The 20232-nt window shown below is 73.9% G+C and carries 20 protein-coding genes; 3 read left to right on the plus strand and 17 right to left on the minus strand.

The genetic code is table 11. The features are described from left to right. Positions 1–8: 8 nt before the first annotated feature. Positions 9–506, plus strand: a complete 498-nt coding sequence (locus BMW62_RS12570) for an ASCH domain-containing protein (protein ID WP_211435107.1) — start codon at positions 9–11, stop codon at positions 504–506. 210 nt (positions 507–716) lie between these two features. Here BMW62_RS12570 and aspS read toward each other — a convergent pair whose 3' ends face one another. The 4 genes from aspS to BMW62_RS12590 form a co-directional block, all read right to left on the minus strand. Continuing rightward, positions 717–2492: an aspartate--tRNA ligase gene (gene aspS / locus BMW62_RS12575; protein WP_091931201.1), complete on the minus strand. Its 1776-nt coding sequence runs from the start codon at positions 2490–2492 to the stop codon at positions 717–719. A 32-nt stretch (positions 2493–2524) separates the two neighbouring features. Next, on the minus strand, positions 2525–3508 hold the full coding sequence (locus tag BMW62_RS12580; RefSeq protein WP_091931202.1) for an aldo/keto reductase: 984 nt from the start codon (positions 3506–3508) through the stop codon (positions 2525–2527). 2 nt (positions 3509–3510) lie between these two features. Continuing rightward, complete coding sequence (gene hisS, locus BMW62_RS12585) at positions 3511–4773, minus strand: histidine--tRNA ligase (protein ID WP_091931203.1); 1263 nt, start codon at positions 4771–4773, stop codon at positions 3511–3513. 97 nt (positions 4774–4870) lie between these two features. Next, positions 4871–5554 (minus strand): MBL fold metallo-hydrolase, encoded by a 684-nt coding sequence (locus tag BMW62_RS12590; RefSeq protein ID WP_091931204.1) that lies wholly within the window; start codon positions 5552–5554, stop codon positions 4871–4873. A gap of 146 nt (positions 5555–5700) precedes the next feature. Here BMW62_RS12590 and BMW62_RS12595 point away from each other — a divergent pair, with 146 nt between their 5' ends. Both BMW62_RS12595 and BMW62_RS12600 read left to right on the plus strand, forming a co-directional pair. After that, positions 5701–6537, plus strand: coding sequence for a peptidylprolyl isomerase (locus tag BMW62_RS12595; protein WP_091931205.1), 837 nt, complete (start codon positions 5701–5703; stop codon positions 6535–6537). Between the two features lie 128 nt (positions 6538–6665). Then, positions 6666–7019: a hypothetical protein gene (locus BMW62_RS12600; protein WP_091931206.1), complete on the plus strand. Its 354-nt coding sequence runs from the start codon at positions 6666–6668 to the stop codon at positions 7017–7019. A gap of 80 nt (positions 7020–7099) precedes the next feature. Here the strand turns inward: BMW62_RS12600 and BMW62_RS12605 are convergent, their stop codons facing one another. From BMW62_RS12605 to BMW62_RS12665, 13 genes are all read right to left on the minus strand, one after another. Then, positions 7100–9544 carry a RelA/SpoT family protein gene (locus BMW62_RS12605; protein ID WP_091931207.1) on the minus strand — a complete coding sequence of 815 codons (2445 nt, stop codon included), beginning with the start codon at positions 9542–9544 and terminating at the stop codon, positions 7100–7102. 92 nt (positions 9545–9636) lie between these two features. Next, entirely contained in the window at positions 9637–10224 is a 588-nt protein-coding gene (locus BMW62_RS12610; protein WP_091931208.1) for an adenine phosphoribosyltransferase, read from the minus strand. Then, the gene (secF, locus tag BMW62_RS12615) at positions 10221–11555 is read right to left on the minus strand and encodes a protein translocase subunit SecF (protein WP_091931209.1); all 1335 of its coding nucleotides are present in this window, start codon (positions 11553–11555) and stop codon (positions 10221–10223) included. Before secF ends, BMW62_RS12610 begins: the two co-directional genes overlap by 4 nt. Beyond that, a complete protein-coding gene (gene secD / locus BMW62_RS12620) occupies positions 11552–13138 on the minus strand; it encodes a protein translocase subunit SecD (RefSeq protein ID WP_091931210.1) in 1587 nt (528 codons plus the stop codon). Before secD ends, secF begins: the two co-directional genes overlap by 4 nt. Before the next feature lie 14 nt (positions 13139–13152). Next, positions 13153–13464 (minus strand): preprotein translocase subunit YajC, encoded by a 312-nt coding sequence (gene yajC / locus BMW62_RS12625; RefSeq protein ID WP_091931211.1) that lies wholly within the window; start codon positions 13462–13464, stop codon positions 13153–13155. Between the two features lie 147 nt (positions 13465–13611). Beyond that, positions 13612–14733 (minus strand): Holliday junction branch migration DNA helicase RuvB, encoded by a 1122-nt coding sequence (gene ruvB / locus BMW62_RS12630; RefSeq protein ID WP_091931212.1) that lies wholly within the window; start codon positions 14731–14733, stop codon positions 13612–13614. Continuing rightward, the gene (ruvA, locus tag BMW62_RS12635) at positions 14730–15389 is read right to left on the minus strand and encodes a Holliday junction branch migration protein RuvA (RefSeq protein ID WP_244524002.1); all 660 of its coding nucleotides are present in this window, start codon (positions 15387–15389) and stop codon (positions 14730–14732) included. Before ruvA ends, ruvB begins: the two co-directional genes overlap by 4 nt. Then, positions 15365–15934, minus strand: a complete 570-nt coding sequence (gene ruvC, locus BMW62_RS12640) for a crossover junction endodeoxyribonuclease RuvC (RefSeq protein WP_091931213.1) — start codon at positions 15932–15934, stop codon at positions 15365–15367. Before ruvC ends, ruvA begins: the two co-directional genes overlap by 25 nt. 215 nt (positions 15935–16149) lie before the next feature. Next, positions 16150–16911, minus strand: a complete 762-nt coding sequence (locus BMW62_RS12645) for a YebC/PmpR family DNA-binding transcriptional regulator (protein ID WP_091931214.1) — start codon at positions 16909–16911, stop codon at positions 16150–16152. Beyond that, positions 16908–17549, minus strand: coding sequence for a pyridoxal 5'-phosphate synthase glutaminase subunit PdxT (pdxT, locus tag BMW62_RS12650; protein WP_091931215.1), 642 nt, complete (start codon positions 17547–17549; stop codon positions 16908–16910). Before pdxT ends, BMW62_RS12645 begins: the two co-directional genes overlap by 4 nt. 21 nt (positions 17550–17570) lie before the next feature. Then, complete coding sequence (locus BMW62_RS12655; RefSeq protein ID WP_091931216.1) at positions 17571–18668, minus strand: heparan-alpha-glucosaminide N-acetyltransferase domain-containing protein; 1098 nt, start codon at positions 18666–18668, stop codon at positions 17571–17573. After that, the gene (pdxS, locus tag BMW62_RS12660) at positions 18665–19573 is read right to left on the minus strand and encodes a pyridoxal 5'-phosphate synthase lyase subunit PdxS (protein ID WP_091931217.1); all 909 of its coding nucleotides are present in this window, start codon (positions 19571–19573) and stop codon (positions 18665–18667) included. Before pdxS ends, BMW62_RS12655 begins: the two co-directional genes overlap by 4 nt. A 50-nt stretch (positions 19574–19623) precedes the next feature. Further along, positions 19624–20229, minus strand: a complete 606-nt coding sequence (locus BMW62_RS12665; RefSeq protein WP_091931218.1) for a LemA family protein — start codon at positions 20227–20229, stop codon at positions 19624–19626. Positions 20230–20232: the final 3 nt, after the last annotated feature.

Raw genomic sequence — 20232 nt, forward strand, 5'->3', positions numbered from 1 at the left:
CTACCGGCGTGGCCACCGACCAGCCGGACGACCTCGACCGCACGGCCGCGATCGCGATGTACCGCGAGTACGCCGCCACGCTGCCCGCTCCGCCGCTCGAGGAGCCCGCGGTCGAGAAGTTCGGCGACAGCGCGTCGCTGGCCGACGAGCTCATCGGCCTGGTGCTCGCCGGGACCAAACGTGCGACGGCCGCACTGGTCGTCGACTTCCTCGACGACGACCAGCCGCTGCCGCGCATCGGCGGGCACTGGATCGCCTGCGACGGCAGCGGCGCGCCCCGCTGCGTCCTCGAGACGACGGAGCTGCGGCTCGGCCCGCTGCACAGCGTCGACGACGCCTTCGCCTGGGACGAGGGAGAGGACGACCGGACGCGGGACAGCTGGCTGCGCGAGCACGAGCGCTACTTCCGGCGCACCCTGCCCCCGCGCGGCCGGACCTGGGCCGACGATCTCGAGGTGGTCTTCGAGCGCTTCCGCGTCGTGTGGCCCCCCGAGGTCACCGACTGAGGACCTCTCGGCCGGCGGCGCACCCGCCCCGGGCCGCACCACTGCGCCCGGGGCAGTCGCGCTCTGCCCAGCCCACCTGGGACAGAGAGGTACTGCCGCCACGAGACCTCCCGGGGACAGTCGCTCTCTGCCCACCCCACGTGGGCAGAGACCTACTGTCCCGGCAGCACCTCGCCCTGGCCGGCCGACGACCGTGGGAAGGGCGAACGGCTACTTCGTCGGGTCCGAAGGCCCCGGCGCGCCGGGCTCGCCGGGCAACGCCGGCTCCTCGGGCCTCGCGTCGATGCCGGCCTCCTTGCGCTGCGCCTCGGTGATCGGCGTCGGCGCGCCGGTCAGCGGGTCGAACCCCGCGCCGGTCTTCGGGAAGGCGATGACCTCGCGGATCGACTCCACGCCCGAGAGCAGCGCCGAGAGCCGGTCCCAGCCGAGCGCGGCGCCGGCGTGCGGCGGCGGACCGTAGGCGAAGGCCTCGAGGAAGAAGCCGAACCGCTCGCGGGCCTCCTCGCGGGACATCCCGAGGGTCTCGAACACCCGCTCCTGCAGCTCGGCGTCGTGGATGCGGACCGAGCCGCTCATCACCTCGTTGCCGTTGATCACCATGTCGTAGGCGTCGGACAGCGCCGCGCCCCTGTCCTCGGCGAACCGGTCCCGCCACTCGGGGGTGGGCGAGGTGAAGGGGTGGTGCATGAAGGTCCAGTCACCGTCCTCGGTCTCCTCGAACATCGGGAAGTCGACGACGAAGAGGAACGACCAGGAGCCAGTCTCGATGAGCTCCAGCCGCTTGGCGATCTCGTTGCGGGCCGCGCCGAGCAGTTCCTGCGAGGTGCGGCGGGCACCGGCGGCGAAGAAGACGCAGTCGCCCGGCGCAGCACCCACGGCCTCGACCAGCCCGTCGCGCTCGGCGTCGGAGATGTTCTTGGCGACCGGGCCGCCGAGCGTGCCGTCCTCGGCGATCGTGACGTAGGCCAGACCGCGCGCGCCCCGGGACTTGGCCCAGTCCTGCCACGCATCGAACGCCCGCCGCGGCTGCGAGCCGCCGCCGGGCATCACGACGGCACCGACGTAGGGCGCCTGGAAGACCCGGAACGGGGTGCCGGAGAAGTACGACGTGAGCTCGGTCAGCTCGATGCCGAAGCGCAAGTCGGGCTTGTCCGAGCCGAACCGGTCCATGGCCTCGCGGTAGGTCATCTGGGGGATCTCGGGGATCTCGTAGGACGCCAGCTCCCGCCACAGCGCCCGGACGACGTCCTCGGCGATCGCGAGCACGTCGTCGCGCTCGACGAAGCTCATCTCGAAGTCCAGCTGGGTGAACTCCGGCTGCCGGTCGGCGCGGAAGTCCTCGTCCCGGAAGCAGCGGGCGATCTGGTAGTACCGCTCCAGGCCGCCGATCATCAGCAGCTGCTTGAACAGCTGGGGCGACTGCGGCAACGCATACCACTTGCCCTGCTGCAGGCGCACCGGCACCAGGAAGTCCCGCGCGCCCTCGGGGGTGGAGCGGGTGAGGTTCGGCGTCTCCACCTCGGTGAACCCGTGCCCGGCCATCACCCCGCGGGCGATGCGGCTGATCTCCGAGCGCAGCCGCATCGCCTTCGCCGGGCCCTGCCGGCGCAGGTCGAGGTAGCGGTACCGGTAGCGGACGTCGTCGGACGCCGCCTGGTCGGTCTCGATGGGGAACGGCAGCGGCGCCGCGGTGGACAGCACCCGCAGCTCCGTCGTCGCCACCTCGATCTCGCCGGTGGGCAACTCGGGGTTCTCGTTGCCCTCCGGACGACGCCGCACCTCGCCGGTGACGAGCACGCAGTACTCGTTGCGCAGGTGGTGGGCCTCCTCCTCGCGGACGACGACCTGCACGTACCCGGAGGCGTCGCGCAGGTCGAGGAAGACCACCCCGCCGTGGTCGCGGCGGCGGGCCACCCAACCGGCGAGGGTGACGGTGGTGCCGGCGTCGGACGCGCGCAGCGTTCCGGCGTCGTGGGTGCGGAGCACGGAGGTGCCTTTCGAGAGAGACAGGGAGGGGGTTACCAGCGGTCGTGCACGTGGGCGCGGATGCGCTCGTCGTACACGCGCTCGAGGTCGGCGAGCTGGCTGCCCGACAGCGGCGCCATGGTGGCGGCCGCGACGTTGCCGCGCACCTGGGTGACGTTGCGCGCCCCCGGAATGACGGTGGTGACGCCGGGCTGGTCGATGACCCAGCGCAGCGCGAACGCCGCGGTGGGCACCGCGTCGCCGGCGATCTCGGCGACCTCGCGGGCCGCGGCGACGCCGACGTCGAACGGCACGCCGGCGAAGGTCTCGCCGACGTCGAAGGCCTCGCCGTTGCGGTTGAAGTTCCGGTGGTCGTCGGCCGGGAAGGTCGTCGACTCGTCGTACTTGCCGGTGAGCAGCCCGCTGGCCAGGGGGACGCGGGCGAGCACGCCCACGCCGGCGGCGGCAGCGGCGGGCAGCAGCTCCTCCAGCGGCTTGCGCCGGAAGATGTTGAGGATGACCTGGATGGTGGCCACGCCCTCGTGCTGCAGGGCCGTCAGCCCCTCGGCCACGGTCTCGACCGAGACGCCGTAGGCGGCGATCGAGCCGTCGGCGACGAACCCGTCGAGGGTGTCGAACACGTGCTGGTCGGAATAGACGGCGGTCGGCGGGCAGTGCAGCTGCACCAGGTCGAGGGTGTCGACGCCGAGGTTGCGGCGCGACCGGTCGACCCAGGCGCGCAGGTTCTCCGGCGTGTACTGCGCGGCCTCGAACGGGTCGGCGCGCCGGCCGGCCTTGGTCGCCACGAACGGCCGGTCGGCCCGGGGCGCGAGCGCCTTGCGGATCCGCTCCTCGGAGCGGCCGTCGCCGTAGACGTCGGCGGTGTCCAGCAGGGTCACCCCGGCGTCGAGCGCGGCGTCGAGCACCTCGGCGGCGGTGTCCTCGTCGACGTCGCCCCAGTCACCGCCGAGCTGCCACGTGCCCAGCCCGATCACGCCGACCTCGGCCCCGGTCTTCCCGAGCGGTCGCTGCTCCATGCTCATCCCTCCACACTCGCACGCACCCGGTCGAACAGCTCGCCCACGGGGACGGCCACCTGCTCGCCGGTGCGCATGTCCTTGAGCTGGCCGACGCCCTCGGCCAGGTCCCGGTCCCCCACGACGACGACGTGCGTGGCGCCGGACCGGTCGGCGGCCTTCATCGCGCCCTTGAGCCCGCGGTCGCCGTAGACGGTGTCGGCGGCCACCCCGGCCTGCCGGAGCTGCCCGACCAGCCGGACCGCCACCCGCTTGGCCTCGGCCCCCAGCGGGACGACGAACGCCTGCACCGTGGCGGCCACGCCGACGTCCAGCCCCTCGGCCTGGACGGCGAGCAGCGTGCGGTCGACGCCCACGGCGTACCCGATGCCCGAGACGTCAGGGCCACCCAGGGCCGCCGACAGCCCGTCGTAGCGCCCGCCGCCGCCGATGGCCGACTGCGCGCCCAGGCCGTGGTGCACGAACTCGAACGTCGTCTTCGTGTAGTAGTCCAGCCCGCGCACGAGCTTCGGCGCCTCGGTCCACGTCACGCCGAGGTCGGTGAGGTGCTGGCGGACGGCGTCGTAGTGGGCTTTCGTGGAGTCCGAGAGGTGGTCGACCATCAGCGGGGCGTCGTCGAGCTGCGCCTGCACCTCGGGCCGCTTGTCGTCGAGCACCCGCAGCGGGTTGATCGCCGCCCGGCGCCGGGTCTCCTCGTCGAGGTCCAGCCTGTCGAGGTAGGCGACGAGCAGCTCGCGGTACTGCGGCCGGCAGGTGGCGTCGCCCAGCGAGGTGAGCAGCAGCTCGAAGTCGGTGAGGCCGAGGTCGCGGAACCCCTGCACGCCCAGCGCCACCACCTCGGCGTCCAGCGCCGGGTCGTCGACGCCGAGCGCCTCCATGTCCACCTGGGTGAAGTGGCGGTACCGGCCGGCCTGCGGCCGCTCGTAGCGGAACGCCGTGCCGACCGTCCACAGCTTCACCGGCAGCGCGCCGCCGTGCAGGCGGTGCTCGATGAAGGCGCGCATCAGCCCGGCGGTGAGCTCGGGGCGCAGGGTCAGCGAGCGACCGCCGCGGTCGGTGAAGGTGTACATCTCCTTCGTGACGACGTCGGTGGACTCACCGACGCCGCGCGAGAAGACGGCGGTCTCCTCGAACACCGGCGTCTCGACGTAGCCGTAGCCGGCCCGGCGCAGCGGCGCGGTCAGCGTGTCGCGGACGGCGAGGAAGCGGGCGGAGTCCGGCGGCAGCGTGTCGAAGGTGCCCTTCGGCGCGGTCAGCCCGCTCACGTGTCCTCCTCGCTGTCCCCCGCAAGCGGGAGGTGCCCCCAGCTCGTCAGCCGCGTTCGCGGAGCTGCTGTGTCCTCTGGTGAGCTCGCAAGCTCGCTCACAACCCCCGCCCCTTCGGCGCGGCCGCGGCCTCGGCCAGGTAAGGGTTGGTCGCCCGCTCGCGGCCGATCGTCGTCGCCGGGCCGTGGCCGGGCAGCACGACCGTCTCGTCGGCGAGCGGCAGGACGACGTCGCGCAGCGACGAGAGCATCGCGTCCCACGAACCGCCGGGCAGGTCCACGCGGCCGACCGAGCCGGCGAACAGCACGTCGCCGGCGAGCAGCCCGGGCGCCTCCCCGAGGTCCAGCTCGAAGACCACCGAGCCCTGGGTGTGCCCGGGCGCGTGCCGCACGGTGAGGTCCACCCCGGCCAGCGACAGCACCGCGCCGTCGTCGAGCGACTTCACGTCCGACGGGTCCGGCAGCCGGACGCCGGTGATCAGCGGGGCCAGCGCGGGCCCGTGCCAGCGGGCCGGGTCGCTGAGCATCCCGGAGTCGTCGGGGTGCAGGTAGGCGGGGATGTCGTAGCCGTCGCAGACCGGCAGCACCGAGAAGGTGTGGTCGAGGTGCCCGTGGGTGAGCACCACGGCGACGGGCTTGAGACCGTCCTCGGCGAGCAACCGGGCGAGGGGCTCGACGGCGTCCATGCCCGGGTCGACGACGACGCACTCCTGCCCCGGTCCCGACGCCACGGCGTAGCAGTTGGTGCCGAATGCGCCGGCGGGGAACGAACGGATGAGCACCCGTGCAGGTTACGCGGGGGCGCACGCGGGTTCCGGCGCTGCCAGGGAACGTCCAGTCCCGCCACCTAGACTTCCACCCCGACCAGCGCCGCCGCCCGCCGTCGCGGCCGCCCACGAAGCCCCGTCCGCCCGAGGAGTCCGCCCCCGTGCCCACGAACAAGCAGCGTCGGGAAGCCGCGCAGCGCCACCTGCAGCGCCAGCTGGAGCGCCGCGCCGACCAGGCGAAGAAGCGCCGCCGCAACCTCGGGCTGCTGCTCACCGCGCTCGCCGTCGTCGTGGTCGTCGGGGCCGCCCTGCTCATCACGAACGTGTTCGGTGGCGACGACGCGACCGACGACCTGGCGGCCGAGCCGACCACGCCGGCGGCCACCTCGTCGGCGGCGCGCACCACCAACGCCGACGGCACGGTCACCTGCGAGTACCTGCCCGACGAGTCGGGCAACACCAACCTCACCGACGTGGGCACCCCGCCCAACCCGGAGGCCACGCCCACGCAGGGCACCGCCACCGTGCTGATGAGCACCGACCAGGGCGACCTCACGCTCACCCTGGACCGGGCGCAGGCCCCCTGCGCGGCGGCCAGCTTCACGTACCTCACCGAGCAGGGCTTCTACGACGGCACTCCCTGCCACCGGCTGGTCGACGCCGAGACCTTCGGGGTGCTGCAGTGCGGCGACCCGACCGGCACCGGCTCCGGCGGGCCCAGCTACAAGTACGCCGAAGAGGTCACCCCGGACACGACCTACCCCCGCGGGACCGTCGCCATGGCCAAGACCGCGGCCCCGAACAGCACGGGCGGCCAGTTCTTCCTGACCTTCGTCGACACCGAGCTGCCCCCGGAGTACACGGTGGTCGGCACGATCGACGAGGCCGGCCTGGGTGTGCTCGACGCGGTCGCCGCCGGCGGGGTCCAGGGAGCCGAGGGCCCGGGCGACGGCGCCCCGAACATCCCGGTCACCATCGAGGACATGGCCGTCGTCTAGCACGCGCCCAGCCCACGACGAGAGCGCCGGTCCCCGAAGGGATCGGCGCTCTCGTCGTTCCTCGCCAGATCAGGGAGCACGTGGGCAGAGGCAGAGCGACCGCGCAGGGTCGGTAGGGTGTCGCGCTCGTGGCCACCATCACCGTCTACCGGGAGTACGGCGCCCCGCTCGTCGGCCGGATGCAGGTGTTCGTCGACGGGAACCGGGTGGCCGCCCTGCGCAGTGAGGGCAGCGTTGACATCACGATCGATGGCGGGCAGCACACGGTCCGTGTCGCCCTGTGGCCGCAAGCCAGTGCACCCGTCGAGCTCGACCTCCCTGCCGATGGCCGGGTGACGCTCCGCGCCCGCGTCGGCCTGCGCGCGAACACGTTCGCCGCCCTGTTCCGCCAGCGCGGCAAGGCCCTCGACCTCGACGTGGTGGCCGGGCGCCCGCGGATCCCGGCGGCGCGCACGGCGCATGTCGACATCAGGCACGTCTGAGTCAGCACCGGGGCGGTGCCCACAGCACAGAGCACGGTCCCCAAGCCGGCGTCGGCGGTGGCTTGGGGGCTCCGGGCCGACTAGGCGGTGACGCGCTCGACGTCGAAGACGCCCTCGACGTTGCGCACCGTCTGCAGCACCGCGCCCAGGTGCGCGGGGTCGGCCAGCTCGAAGGTGAACCGGCTGATCGCGACGCGGTCGCGGCTGGTCTGCACCGATGCGGAGAGGATGTTCACCCGCTCGTCGGCCAGCGCCTTGGTCACGTCCGAGAGCAGGCGGTGCCGGTCGAGGGCCTCCACCTGGATGGCCACGAGGAACACCGACCCCGGCGAGGAGGCCCACTCGACCTCCACCAGACGTTCAGGCTTGCTGCGCAGGTCCCCGGCGTTGGTGCAGTCGGTGCGGTGCACGCTGACACCCCCGCCGCGGGTCACGAAGCCGAGCACCTCGTCGCCGGGCACCGGGGTGCAGCACTTGGCGAGCTTGGCCCAGACGTCGGTCATGCCGTGGACGATGATCCCCGGGTCGCCGCGGGCCGTGCGCCGCGTCGAGGGCCGACGGGTCGGGATGGCGGTCTCGGCGATGTCCTCCGCCGCGCCCTCGCTGCCGCCCAGGGCGGCCATGAGCTTCTCGACCACGGAGGCGGCCGAGAGCTGGTGCTCCCCCACCGCCGCGTAGAGGGCGGTGACGTCGGCGAACCGCAGGTCCTTGGCCAGCGTCGACAGCGCCTCGCCGCCGAGCAGCCGCTGCAGCGGCAGGCCCGCCTTGCGCATGGCCCGGGTCAGCGCCTCCTTGCCGGCGTCGACCGCGTCCTCACGGCGCTCCTTGGTGAACCACTGGCGGATCTTCGTCCGGGCGCGCGAGGAGCCGACGAAGGTCAGCCAGTCCTTCGAGGGGCCGGCCGTGGGCGACTTCGAGGTGAAGATCTCGACGACGTCGCCGTTGGAGAGCTTGCTGTCCAGCGAGACCAGCGAGCCGTTCACCCGGGCTCCGATGGTGCGGTAGCCGACCTCGGTGTGCACCGCGAAGGCGAAGTCGACCGGCGTGGACTCGCCCGGCAGGCTGACGACGTCGCCCTTGGGCGTGAAGACGAAGACCTCCTGAGGCCCCAGGTCGTAGCGCAGGGTCTCGAGGAACTCCCCGGGCTCCTGGGCCTCGCGCTGCCAGTCCAGCAGCTGGCGGAGCCACAGCATGTCGTCGGCCGAGCCGGCCTTGGGCGGCGCGCCGCTCTCCCCCGCCGCGGGCTTGCCGCCGGCGCGGGCCTTCTCCTTGTACTTCCAGTGCGCCGCGATGCCGTACTCGGCGGTGCGGTGCATGTCGTGGGTGCGGATCTGCAGCTCGACCGGCTTGCCCTGCGGCCCGATGACCGTGGTGTGCAGCGACTGGTACATGTTGAACTTCGGCATCGCCACGAAGTCCTTGAACCGGCCGGGCACCGGCTGCCAGTGGGCGTGCATGATGCCCAGCGCCGCGTAGGTGTCGCGCACCGAGTCGACCAGGATCCGGATGCCAACGAGGTCCCAGATGTCGGTGAAGTCCCGGCCCCGGACGATCATCTTCTGGTAGATCGAGTAGTAGTGCTTCGGGCGGCCGGTGACGACGGCCTCGATCTTGGCCGCCCGCAGCTGCTCGGTGACCGACGCGGTGACCTCGGCCAGGTAGGTGTCGCGGGAGGGCGCCCGCTCGGCGACCAGCCGCACGATCTCGTCGTAGCGCTTGGGGTAGAGCGTGGCGAACGCGAGGTCCTCGAGCTCCCACTTGATCGTGTTCATGCCCAGCCGGTGGGCCAGCGGGGCGAGGATCTCCAGCGTCTCGCGCGCCTTCTTCTCCTGCTTCTCGGGCGGGAGGAAGCGCAGCGTGCGCATGTTGTGCAGCCGGTCGGCGAGCTTGATGACCAGCACCCGCGGGTCGCGGGACATCGCCACGATCATCTTGCGGATCGTCTCGGCCTGGGCCGCGTCGCCCAGCTTCACCTTGTCGATCTTGGTGACGCCGTCGACGAGGTGGGCGACCTCCGAGCCGAAGTCGGTGGTGATCGTCTCCAGGGTGACGCCGGTGTCCTCGACGGTGTCGTGAAGCAACGCCGCGATCAGCGTCGTGGTGTCCATGCCGAGGCCGGCGAGGATGGTGGCGACGGCGAGCGGGTGGGTGATGTAGGGGTCGCCGCTCTTGCGCTTCTGGCTGCTGTGCGCGCTCTCCGCGACGTCGTAGGCCCGCTGCAGCAGCACCAGGTCGGCCTTGGGGTGGCTCTGCCGGTGCAGGGCGGCGAGCGGTTCCAGGACCGGCCGGACCAGGCCGCTGCGCTGGCCGGCGACGATCCGGCGGGCGAGCCGGTCGCGGACGCGCCGGCGCGGGATGCCGGGCTCGGCGTCCGGCTCCGCGCCGACGTCGTCGGGACGGCGGACCGCCGGGCGCTCGGGCAGCGGGCTGCGCACGGGCGCCTCGGCCACGGGCTCGGCGACGACCCCACCGGTGGCTGCCCCGGCCCGCGCGGCAGCCGCGTCGGCGGCTACTTCGGAGGCCACGGCGACTCCTGCGGCTGGCAGAGGGGGGACCCGCACCATGCTAGCGGGACCGCGCCCGCCGCCGCCGGGCTCGCGACCGGGATCTCCCTCGGTCAGGTGGCCCAGAGGGCGTGCACGGTGTGCGGGGCCAGCAACTGCCGGCCACCGAGCGCGGCCAGCTCCACGACCACCGAGATCCCCGCCACGACCCCGCCGAGCTGCTCCACCAGCGCGACGGCGGCGCCGAGCGTGCCACCGGTGGCGAGCACGTCGTCCACGAGCAGCACCCGCTGCCCGGGCCGGACGGAGTCGGCGTGCAGCTCCAGCGTCGCGGTGCCGTACTCCAGGGTGTACTCGGCCGAGACCCGTTCGCGCGGCAGCTTGCCCGCTTTGCGGACCGGCACCACCCCGACGCCGGCGTCGAGGGCGACGGCCGCGGCGAGCAGGAACCCGCGCGCCTCCACCCCGGCGACGACGTCGAACGGCCGCCCACCGGGGTACCGGGCGGCCAGCGCGGCCGTCCGGGGGTCCGACGCGCCCGGGGTGGCCAGCCCGTCGACCATCCGCCGGAAGGCGTCGCCGTCGGCGAAGACCGGCGTCAGGTCCCGGAATACGATCCCGGGCTCGGGGTGGTCCGGGACGTCGACGGTGAGCGAGGCGATGAGCTGATCGAGCGGGAGCTCGGCGGGCACCGCGCTCACCGGCGCCGCTTGCCCGACGGCCGGCCGGCGCCCGGGCGCTGCGGCCGGGCGCCAGGCCGCGGCGCGGCGGTCGCGCCCCGCGCCCCGTCCGGGCGCACCGACGCGGGTGACTCCACGACGACGTCCGCGGGCACGCTCTCGGGCAGGTCGGCCACGGCCACCCCGCCGGCCGGCCGGCGCCGCCGGGCGCTGGCGACCGGGCCGGCCGGGGCGGCAGCACCGCCCGTGCGGGCGGCCGAGGAACGCCGGGCCAGCACCCGCCGGCGGAGCGCCTGGACCTCGGGCTCCCGCTCCTTGAGGTCGGCGACGATCGGCGTGGCGAGCACGATCGAGGAGTAGGTGCCGGCGGCCAGGCCCACGAAGAGCACGAGGGCGAGGTCCTTGAGGGTGCCGACGCCGAGCAGCCCGGCCCCGACGAAGAGCAGGCCCGCGACCGGGAGCAGCGCGATGACCGAGGTGTTGATCGACCGCATCAGTGTCTGGTTGACGGCCAGGTTGGCCGCCTCGCCCCAGGTCATCCGGGCGCTGCGCTCGAGGTCGCGGGTGTTCTCGTCGACCTTGTCGAACACCACCACGGTGTCGTAGAGCGAGAACCCGAGGATGGTCAGGAAGCCGATGACCGTCGACGGCGTCACCTCGAACCCGACCAGCGAGTACACCCCGGCGGTGATCACGATGTCGTGCACCAGCGCGGCCATGGCGCCGACCGCCATCTTCGGCTGGAAGCGCACGGCCAGGAAGAGGACGACCGCGACGAGGAAGACGGCCAGCGCGACGAGCGCCTGGTCGGTGATGTCCTGGCCCCACTCGGCGCTGACCGACTCCGGGCTGACCGACTCGGGCGCGATGCCGACGGTCTCGGCCAGCTCCTCCACCACGGCGCGCTCGGTCTCGTTGTCCAGCTGGGCCGTGCGGATGAGCAGTGTGTCCCCGCCGACGATCTGCGCCGTCGCGACCTCTGCCCCGGCGTCCTCGGCCGCGGCCCGGGCGTCCTGCAGCTGCTCCTGGGTGCCGGGCAGCCGGAAGCTGTTGCCACCGGCGAAGTCGATGCCGAAGTTGAAGCCGCGGAAGACCATGGAGGCGATGCACAGCAGCACCACCACAGCGGTGATCTTGTAGATCAGCCGGCTCCGGCCGACGACGTCGAGGCCCGCCTCGCCGTTGTAGAGCCGGTGCGCGAGGCCCGCGCGGCCGGTCCGCCGGACCGGGGGCGCGGCGACGTCCTCGCCGGCCTCGTCCTGGGGCAGCCCGGCGTCGGCGAGCGCGTCCTCGCCGGTGCCCACCGGCTCGTCCGCGGGCGTCGGCTCCGCCGGGTCCGTCGGGCGGGTCATGAGGTGCTCCTGTCCTGGCGGCCGCCCGCGGCGGCGCCGACGAGTTCCCCGGCCGGCGCGTCCGTGCCCGGCCGGCGGGTGTGCTCCACCCGTCCCAGCCCGGAGAAGCGGTTCCGGCCGAAGCCCTTGAACCGCGACAGCACGGCCATGAGCGGGTGGGTGAAGAGGAAGACGACGACGAGGTCCAGGACGGTGGACATGCCGAGGGTGAAGGCGAAGCCCTTCACGTCCCCGATCGCCAGCAGGTAGAGGATCGCCGCGGCCAGGAAGCTCACCGCGTCCGCGGACAGGATCGTGCGCCGCGCGCGGACCCAGGCCCGCGGGACGGCGGAGCGCAGCGACCGGCCCTCACGGATCTCGTCCTTGAGTCGCTCGAAGTACACGACGAAGGAGTCGGCGGTGATGCCGATCGAAACGATGAACCCGGCGATGCCGGCGAGGCTGAGGGTGAACCCGATCTCGCGGCCCAGCAGGATCAGGCAGGCGTAGACCACCACGGCCGAGAGCACGAGGCTGGCGATCATCACCAGGCCGAGCAGCCGGTAGTAGAACAGCGCGTAGACGAACACCAGGGCGATGCCGATGGCTCCGGCGATCAACCCGGCCTCGAGCTGCTCCTCGCCGAGCTCGGTGGAGATCGACTGCGCCGTCGCCTGGGTGAAGGTCAGCGGCAGGGCGCCGTAGCGCAGCTGGTTGGCCAGCTCGGTGGCCGACTCCTGGTCGAACTGACCGGTGATCGTCGTCGGGTTGGTCGTGATCGGGCTGTTGACGGTCGGCGCCGAGATGACCCGCCCGTCCAGCGTGAAGGCGACGGGCGAGCCGACGTTGGCGGTGGTGTAGGCCGCCCACGTGGCCAGGCCGTCGGACTGGAAGTCCAGCAGCACGATCCACTCACCGGTCCCGGGCTCGGTGCCCGGGTTGGCGTCGTCGATCTCGGTGCCCTCGATGATCGTGGGGCCGAGCAGGTACTTGGCGGTGCCGTCCTCGCTGCACGCGGCCACGAAGTCCTCGGGCCGGGTCACCTCGCCGAGCAGCTCCTCCGCCTCGCAGGTCAGGGTCGCGAAGGCGGCGGCGGCCTCCTCCTGGGTGACCGCGGGGGCGTCGGGGTCGGGCAGGGTCGGGTCCTCGACGGCGCCGTCGCCGACCTCGGGGTCCGCGCCCTCCTCGGCCCCCTCCTCCGTGGCGGGGTCCTCCTCGGCCGGGACGGCCGGGACGGGGCCCTGGACCACCGGCCGGAACCGCAGCTGCGCGGTGGCGCCGAGCTCGCGCGCCTGCTCGCCGTCGTCCCCGGGGACGGAGATGATGATGTTGCTGTCGCCCTCGGTGACCACCTCGGCCTCGGCGACGCCGAGCCCGTTCACCCGCTGCTCGATGATCTGGCGGGCCAGCTCCAGGTCCTCCTGGGCCGGCGCCTGGCCGTCGGGGGTCCGGGCGGCGAGGGTCACCGTGGTACCGCCGCGCAGGTCGAGGCCGAGCTGCGGGGTACGGGTGTCCCCGGTGAAGAACACCAGCCCGTAGAGCAGGGCGACGATCAGCGCGAACGCGCCGAAGTAGCGCCCCGCCGGGAGCGTGCGGTTGGCCACGGAGCTCCTCCGGGTCAGACGGTGCCGTCGGCCGGGCGCGCGGTGTCCCCGTCGGACTGCGCGGCGCCTGCCGGGCGGCGCACCTCGAGGATCGCCTGCCGGGCGAAGGTGACGACGACGCCCGGGGCGATCTCCAGGTCCAGCGTCGTGTCCCCCAGGGCGGCGACGGTGCCGTGCATGCCGCTGGTGGTCATGACCGGGGTGCCGATCACGAGGGAGGCCTGCAACGCGGCCTGCTGCTCCTGCATGCGCTTGCGCTGCCGCGCGGGCAGGACGAACAGCACGACGGCCAGCAGGGCCAGCATGATCAGCGGGAAGTACTCCACGACAGGTGTGCCTCTCTTCCGCGACAGGTGCCTCGCGGTGGTGCGGCCCGGGACGGGACCGCTCGGGTGCGTCGGTTGCCGTGCACGCGGCGACCAGGCGGGACGCGCACGGCCCGGCCTGCGAGTTGCGCGCCAGCGTCCGGGAGTCTAGGCGTCGAACAGCGTCTCTGACGACGACCCCGGTACCGGTGGGTCTGCTGTGACCCGCCCGAGGGGGACGCCGCCCCGCGGCACCGGCCGGCCCAGGTGCTCCCAGGCGGCCTCGGTGGCGACCCGCCCGCGCGGCGTCCGCGCCAGCAACCCGGCCCGCACGAGGAACGGCTCGCACACCTCCTCGACGGTGTGCGGCTCCTCCCCCACGGCCACCGCGAGGGTGGCGACCCCCACCGGCCCGCCGCCGAACTTGCCCACGAGCGCCTCGAGGACGGCACGGTCGAGGCGGTCCAGCCCGAGGTGGTCGACGTCGTAGAGGGCCAGCGCGGCCTCGGCGACCTGACGGGTGACGCGGCCGTCGGCCTCCACCTCGGCGTAGTCGCGCACCCGGCGCAGCAGCCGGTTGGCGATGCGGGGGGTCCCGCGCGAACGGCCGGCGATCTCCGCCGACCCCTCGTCGGTCAGCTCGACGCCGAGCAGCGCGGCGCTGCGGGCGAGCACCCGCTGCAGGTCGGCCGGCTCGTAGAACTCCATCTGCCCGACGAAGCCGAACCGGTCGCGGAGCGGGCCGGTCAGCAGCCCGGCCCGGGTGGTGGCCCCGACGAGGGTGAAGGGGTTGATCTCCAGCGGGATCGCCGTCGCCCCCGGCCCCTTGCCGACGACGACGTCGACGCGGAAGTCCTCCATCGCCATGTAGAGCAGTTCCTCGGCGGGGCGCGCGATGCGGTGGATCTCGTCGATGAACAGGACGTCGCCGGGCGCCAGGTTCGACAGCATCGCCGCGAGGTCGCCGGAGCGCTCGATCGCCGGGCCGCTGGTGATCTTCACCGAGGTGCCGAGCTCGGAACCGATGATCAGCGCCAGGCTCGTCTTGCCGAGCCCCGGCGGCCCGGACAGGAGCACGTGGTCGGGCGTGCGACCCCGCCGCTTGGCCCCCTCGAGGACCAGGGCGAGCTGGCGGGCGACCTTGGGCTGGCCGATGAAGTCCTCGAGCGAGTGCGGCCGCAGCGCCGACTCGACGACCCGCTCCTCATCGCCGGCCTGCGGCGACACCGTCCACTCCGGCGTGGCGTCGGCCAGCTCACCGGTCAGCGACCGGTCGAACGGCGCGCTCACGACCTACCCAGCTGCTGCAGCGCCCGCCGCAGCAGCACGGCGACCTCCACGCTCCCGGTCGCGGCGATCTGCTCGTCGGCCACCGGGGCGAGCTGGGTCACCGCGCTCTCGGCCTCCTTGCCGCTCCACCCCAGGCCGACGAGCGCGCTGGTGAGCTGATCGCGCCACGGCGCCACCGGCGTCACCGAGGGCAGCCCCGCGGGCACGGGCGCGTCGAGGGAAGTGTCGGTGGAGGTGGAGCCCAGCCGGTCGCGCAGCTCCAGGATCAGCCGCTCGGCGCCCTTCTTGCCGATGCCCGGCACCTGCATCAGCGCCTTGACGTCGGCCATCGACACCGCCCGGCGGACCTCGCGCGGCGGGTGGATGGCCAGCACCGCCTGCGCCAGGCGCGGGCCGACGCCGTTGGCGGTCTGCAGCAGCTCGAACAGCTGGCGCTCGTCGTCGTCGGCGAAGCCGTAGAGGGTGAGCGAGTCCTCGCGCACCACCAGGCTGGTGGCCAGCCGGGCGGCCTCCCCCACCTGCAGGCGGGCGATGGTGCCGGGGGTGCACTGCACCGCCAGGCCGATCCCGCCGACCTCGACGACGGCGCCGTCCGGGGAGACCGCGGCGACCCGGCCGCTCACGCTGGCGATCATCGCGCCGCCACCCCCGTCCACCGCGGCAGCGTGGTGGACCGCACCGGCGCACCGATGCCGCCGGCGAGCGCCGCCGTGCGCAGCCGCTGCTGCGCCGGACCGCGCCAGGCGTGGCAGACGGCCAGCGCGAGCGCGTCGGCGGCGTCGGCCGGCTTGGGGGCGGCGGCGAGCCCGAGGACCCGGGTGATCATGAGGGTGACCTGCTCCTTGTCCGCGCGGCCGTTGCCGGAGATGGCCGCCTTGACCTCGCTGGGCGTGTGCCAGGCGACCGGCCGGTCGGCCTGGGCCGCGGCGAGCGCGGCGACCCCGGCCGCCTGCGCCGTCCCCGTGGCGGTGCCCTTGTTGTTCTGGGTGAACACCCGCTCGATGGCGACCACGTCGGGGCGGTGCTCGCGCAGCAGCGCCGTGACCGCGGTGTGCAGCTCCAGCAGCCGCAGCTCCAGGTCCAGCTCCGCCAGGGTCCGGACCACCCCGACCCCGATCGCCGTCGGCCGCGCCCCCGGGCGCCCGTCGACCACTCCCCACCCGCACCGGGTGAGGCCCGGGTCGATGCCGAGCACCCGCATGGTCACGCTCCCGTCAGCCGAACTGGTGTTCGACCGAGGCTAACCCCGCCCCCCGACCGACCCCCGCCAACACGCCCGGTGACGTGATGGAACGGCCCCGGTGCAGGGCCCCGCCACGAGCGGAGCGAGTGGTGGGGGGCACCGGGGTCCTTCTGGGCCCCGGTGCAGGGCCCCACCCCGAGCGGAGCGAGGGGAAGGGGGGCACCGGGGTCCTTTCAGGCGTCGGCCGCGACCTGCTCCATGACCTCGTCGGGCACGTCGTAGTTGGCGTAGACGTTCTGCACGTCGTCGCAGTCCTCGAGCGCGTCGATCAGCCGGAAGACCTTGGCCGCGCCCTCGGCGTCGAGCTCCACCTGGACGCTGGGCTGGAAGCCGGCCTCGGCGGAGTCGTAGTCGATGCCCGCGTCCTGCAGCGCGGTGCGGACGGCGACCAGGTCGGTGGGCTCGCAGAGCACCTCGAGGGTGTCGCCGAGGTCGCGCACCTCCTCGGCGCCGGCGTCCAGCACCGCCATGAGCACGCTGTCCTCGTCGACCTCGCCGGACGTCGGGACCACGACCACGCCCTTGCGGGAGAAGAGGTAGGAGACCGAGCCGGGGTCGGCCATCGACCCGCCGTTGCGCGTCATGGCGGTGCGGACCTCCATGGCGGAGCGGTTCTTGTTGTCGGTGAGGCACTCGATGAGCACCGCGACGCCGCCGCTGGCGTAGCCCTCGTAGGTGATGCCCTGGTAGTCGACGCCGCCGGCCTCGAGGCCGGCACCGCGCTTGACCGCACGGTCGATGTTGTCGTTGGGCACCGAGCTCTTCTTGGCCTTCTGGATGGCGTCGTAGAGCGTCGGGTTGCCGGCGGGGTCACCGCCGCCGGTGCGGGCCGCGACCTCGATGTTCTTGATGAGCTTGGCGAAGAGCTTGCCGCGCTTGGCGTCGATCCCGGCCTTCTTGTGCTTGGTCGTCGCCCACTTGGAGTGGCCGCTCACGGCTCTCCCCTCTCTGCGTCGGCCAGGTGACGGCGCACGATGTCGACGAACAGCGCGTGCACCCGGCGGTCCCCGGTCAGCTCGGGGTGGAAGCTGGTGGCCACCACGTCCCCCTGGCGGACCGCGACGATCCTACCGTCGGCCGGTCCGCCGACGACCCGGCCGAGGACCTGCACCCCCGGCCCGGCCTCCTCCACCCACGGCGCGCGGATGAACACGGCGTGCACCGGCCCCCCGGTCAGCCCGTCGAGCTCGACCCGGGTCTCGAAGGAATCGACCTGGCGGCCGAAGGCGTTGCGGCGGACCGTCACGTCCAGCCCGCCGACGGTCTCCTGGCCCGGCGGCGCGTCCAGCAGCCGGTCGGCGAGCAGGATCATCCCGGCGCAGCTGCCGTAGGCGGGCAGCCCGGCGCGGACGGCGTCCCGCAGCGGCTCCAGCAGGCCCCACCGCGCGGCCAGCTTCGCCATGGTGGTCGACTCCCCGCCGGGGACGACGATGCCGTCGAGGCCGGCGAGCTCCTCCGTGCGGCGCACCGGCCGGGCGTCGGCGCCCTCGGCGTGCAGCGCGGCGAGGTGCTCGCGCACGTCGCCCTGGAGGGCCAGCACCCCGATGACGGGCGGGTTGGTCGAACTGCGCACGGTGCCGACGGTACGGCTGGCTCAGAGCGCCGGCGCCGACGGGGCGAGCCCGGCCGCGCGGCTCGACGTCCAGGTGAGCAGCGACTCCAGCGGCCCGCGGCCGACGGTGCGCCGCCACCCCCACGCACCGGCCAGCGCGGCTCCGGCGAACCACAGCCACAGGACGGGGCCCTGCACCCGGCCGGGGGCGACCTCCACCAGCACCCGGATCGCCACGAGGTGGGTGGCGTAGACGGTGAGCGCCAGCGCTCCCACGGCGGCCACCGGGGCGGTCAGCCGCGGCAGCCGCTCGGTGACGGCCAGGCAGCCGACCACCACGAGGACGGCGAAGCCGGTGGAGCCGAGGACATCGAAGGTGGTCCCGCTGTGCGGCTCGGCGCCGGTCAGCCAGTCGACGTCGAAGACCCCCGGGACGGTGAAGCCGGTCTCCGGGCCCGCGGAGGGCGCGCCGCCGGCGAGCAGCCGCGTGCTCACCCAGCCCCCGCCGTAGCCGAGGACCGCGGCCGCCGCCCCCGCCGCGGCCAGCCGCAGGCGCACCGCACCGGAGGCCAGGTCCAGCCGGCCCACCGCGAGGCCCACCAGCACGAAGGCGATCCAGAGCAGCGCCGGGTAGTAGCCGGTGACCAGCAGCGAGGCGAGCAGCCCCTGCGCCGCCCCCGTCGTGGTGAGCACCTGGCCGGCGATCACGAGCAGCGGCGGGACGACGACGGCGACGACGCCCGCGGTCACGAGCAGCCGGCGCACCGGCCACCGCAGGAACGGCAGCACGAGCAGGAACAGCACCCCGTACACGCCCAGGATGACCGCGACGAAGGTGCCCAGCGCCTCCAGGACCAGCCCGAAGGCGAAGACCCACAGCGCGCGGACGACGATCCGCACCCGCACCCGGCCGAGTTCCGATCCCTCGGGCGGCCGGTCGCGCCCGGAGAGGAGCGCCACCGAGATGCCGGCCAGGGTGGCGAACAGGACCGACGAGCGGCCGTCGACGACCGCGGTCCAGGTTCGCGGGTCCGGGTGCAGCTCGCCGCCCACCCGCAGGTGGGCGGCGAACATGCCGAGCACGGCGAGCCCGCGCGCGACGTCCAGCCCGCCGATGCGTCGCCGGACGTCCACGGTCACCAGCCGCGGGTGGCGTACCGCTCGCTCTCCGGGAGCGTCGCGACGTTGATCCCCACCATCGGCTCCCCCAGCCCGCGCGAGACCTTGGCGATCACGTCGGGGTCGTCGTGGAAGGTGGTGGCCTGCACGATGGCGGCCGCGCGCTGCGCCGGGTCACCCGACTTGAAGATGCCCGAGCCGACGAAGACGCCCTCGGCACCGAGCTGCATCATCATCGCGGCGTCGGCGGGGGTGGCGATGCCGCCGGCGGTGAAGAGCACCACGGGGAGCTTCCCCAGCCGCGCCACCTCGGCGACCAGGTCGTGCGGGGCCCGCAGCTCCTTGGCGGCGACGAAGAGTTCGGTCTCGTCCAGGGTCGCCAGCCGGCGGATGCCGGCGCGCAGGGCCCGCATGTGGCGGGTCGCCTCGACGACGTTGCCGGTGCCCGCCTCACCCTTGGAGCGGATCATCGCCGCCCCCTCGGAGATGCGCCGCAGCGCCTCACCGAGGTCGGTGGCGCCGCAGACGAAGGGCACGGTGAACGCGTGCTTCTCGATGTGGTGCGCCTCGTCCGCGGGCGTGAGCACCTCGGACTCGTCGATGTAGTCGACGCCCAGGGACTGGAGCACCTGCGCCTCGACGAAGTGCCCGATGCGGGCCTTGGCCATCACCGGGATCGAGACCGCGTCGATGATGCCCTGGACCATGTCGGGGTCGCTCATCCGCGCGATCCCGCCCTGGGCGCGGATGTCGGCCGGCACCCGCTCCAGCGCCATGACGGCGACCGCGCCGGCGTCCTCGGCGATCCTGGCCTGCTCCGGGGTGACGACGTCCATGATGACGCCGCCCTTGAGCTGCTCGGCCATGCCGCGCTTCACGCGCTCGGTCCCGGTCCCGTCGTCCGTCCGGTCGAGGTGCCCTGCCACTGTTGTCCGCCTTCGCTAGCCCAGCTGAGTTGCGAGCAACCTTACGGCCGTCAGGACGCGAGGCGGCCGGCGACGTCGGCACCCGCCCCCACGTCGCCCAGCCGGTCGTCGTCGCCCAGCCGGTCGTCGTCGCCCAGCCGGTCGTCGTCGCCCAGCCGGTCGTCGATGTCGAAGTAGCGCGGCAGCGGGCGCCTGCGGTGCAGCCCCGCCCAGCGGGAGGCGCGACGGCCGCGGAGCTCCCGGGTGTCGCGGACGGCGTCGTTGTAGAAGCGGCGGGCCAGCGCGACCCGCGTCTGCGTGCCCGCCAGGTCGGTGCGCAGCGCGGCCGGGACGCCGGGCAGGTCCGGCGGCAGCTCCCGCAGCTCGTGGCCCAGCGCGTTCTCCGCCAGCTCCCGGTCCCCCGTGTCCCGGGCGGCCCGCGCCCCGGCGGCACCGCTGGCCAGCCGGGAGCGGACGTCGTCGCCGAGCGCGGCGGGGTGGTGCCGGGCCAGCTCCTCGGCCAGGCCGGCGCGGCGCTGCAGCTGGGCGTCCAGCGCGGCCCAGGCCCGGTCCACGCGTGCGGCCAGCCGGCGCAGCCGGGTGAGCGTCCACCCGGTCCAGACCACCAGGAGCAGGAGCACTCCGGCGGCGAGCAGCAACCAGGCCTCGGGCGTCACGGT

This window comes from Blastococcus sp. DSM 46786, from assembly GCF_900109665.1.
Taxonomy (GTDB): Bacteria; Actinomycetota; Actinomycetes; order Mycobacteriales; family Geodermatophilaceae; genus Blastococcus; species Blastococcus carthaginiensis.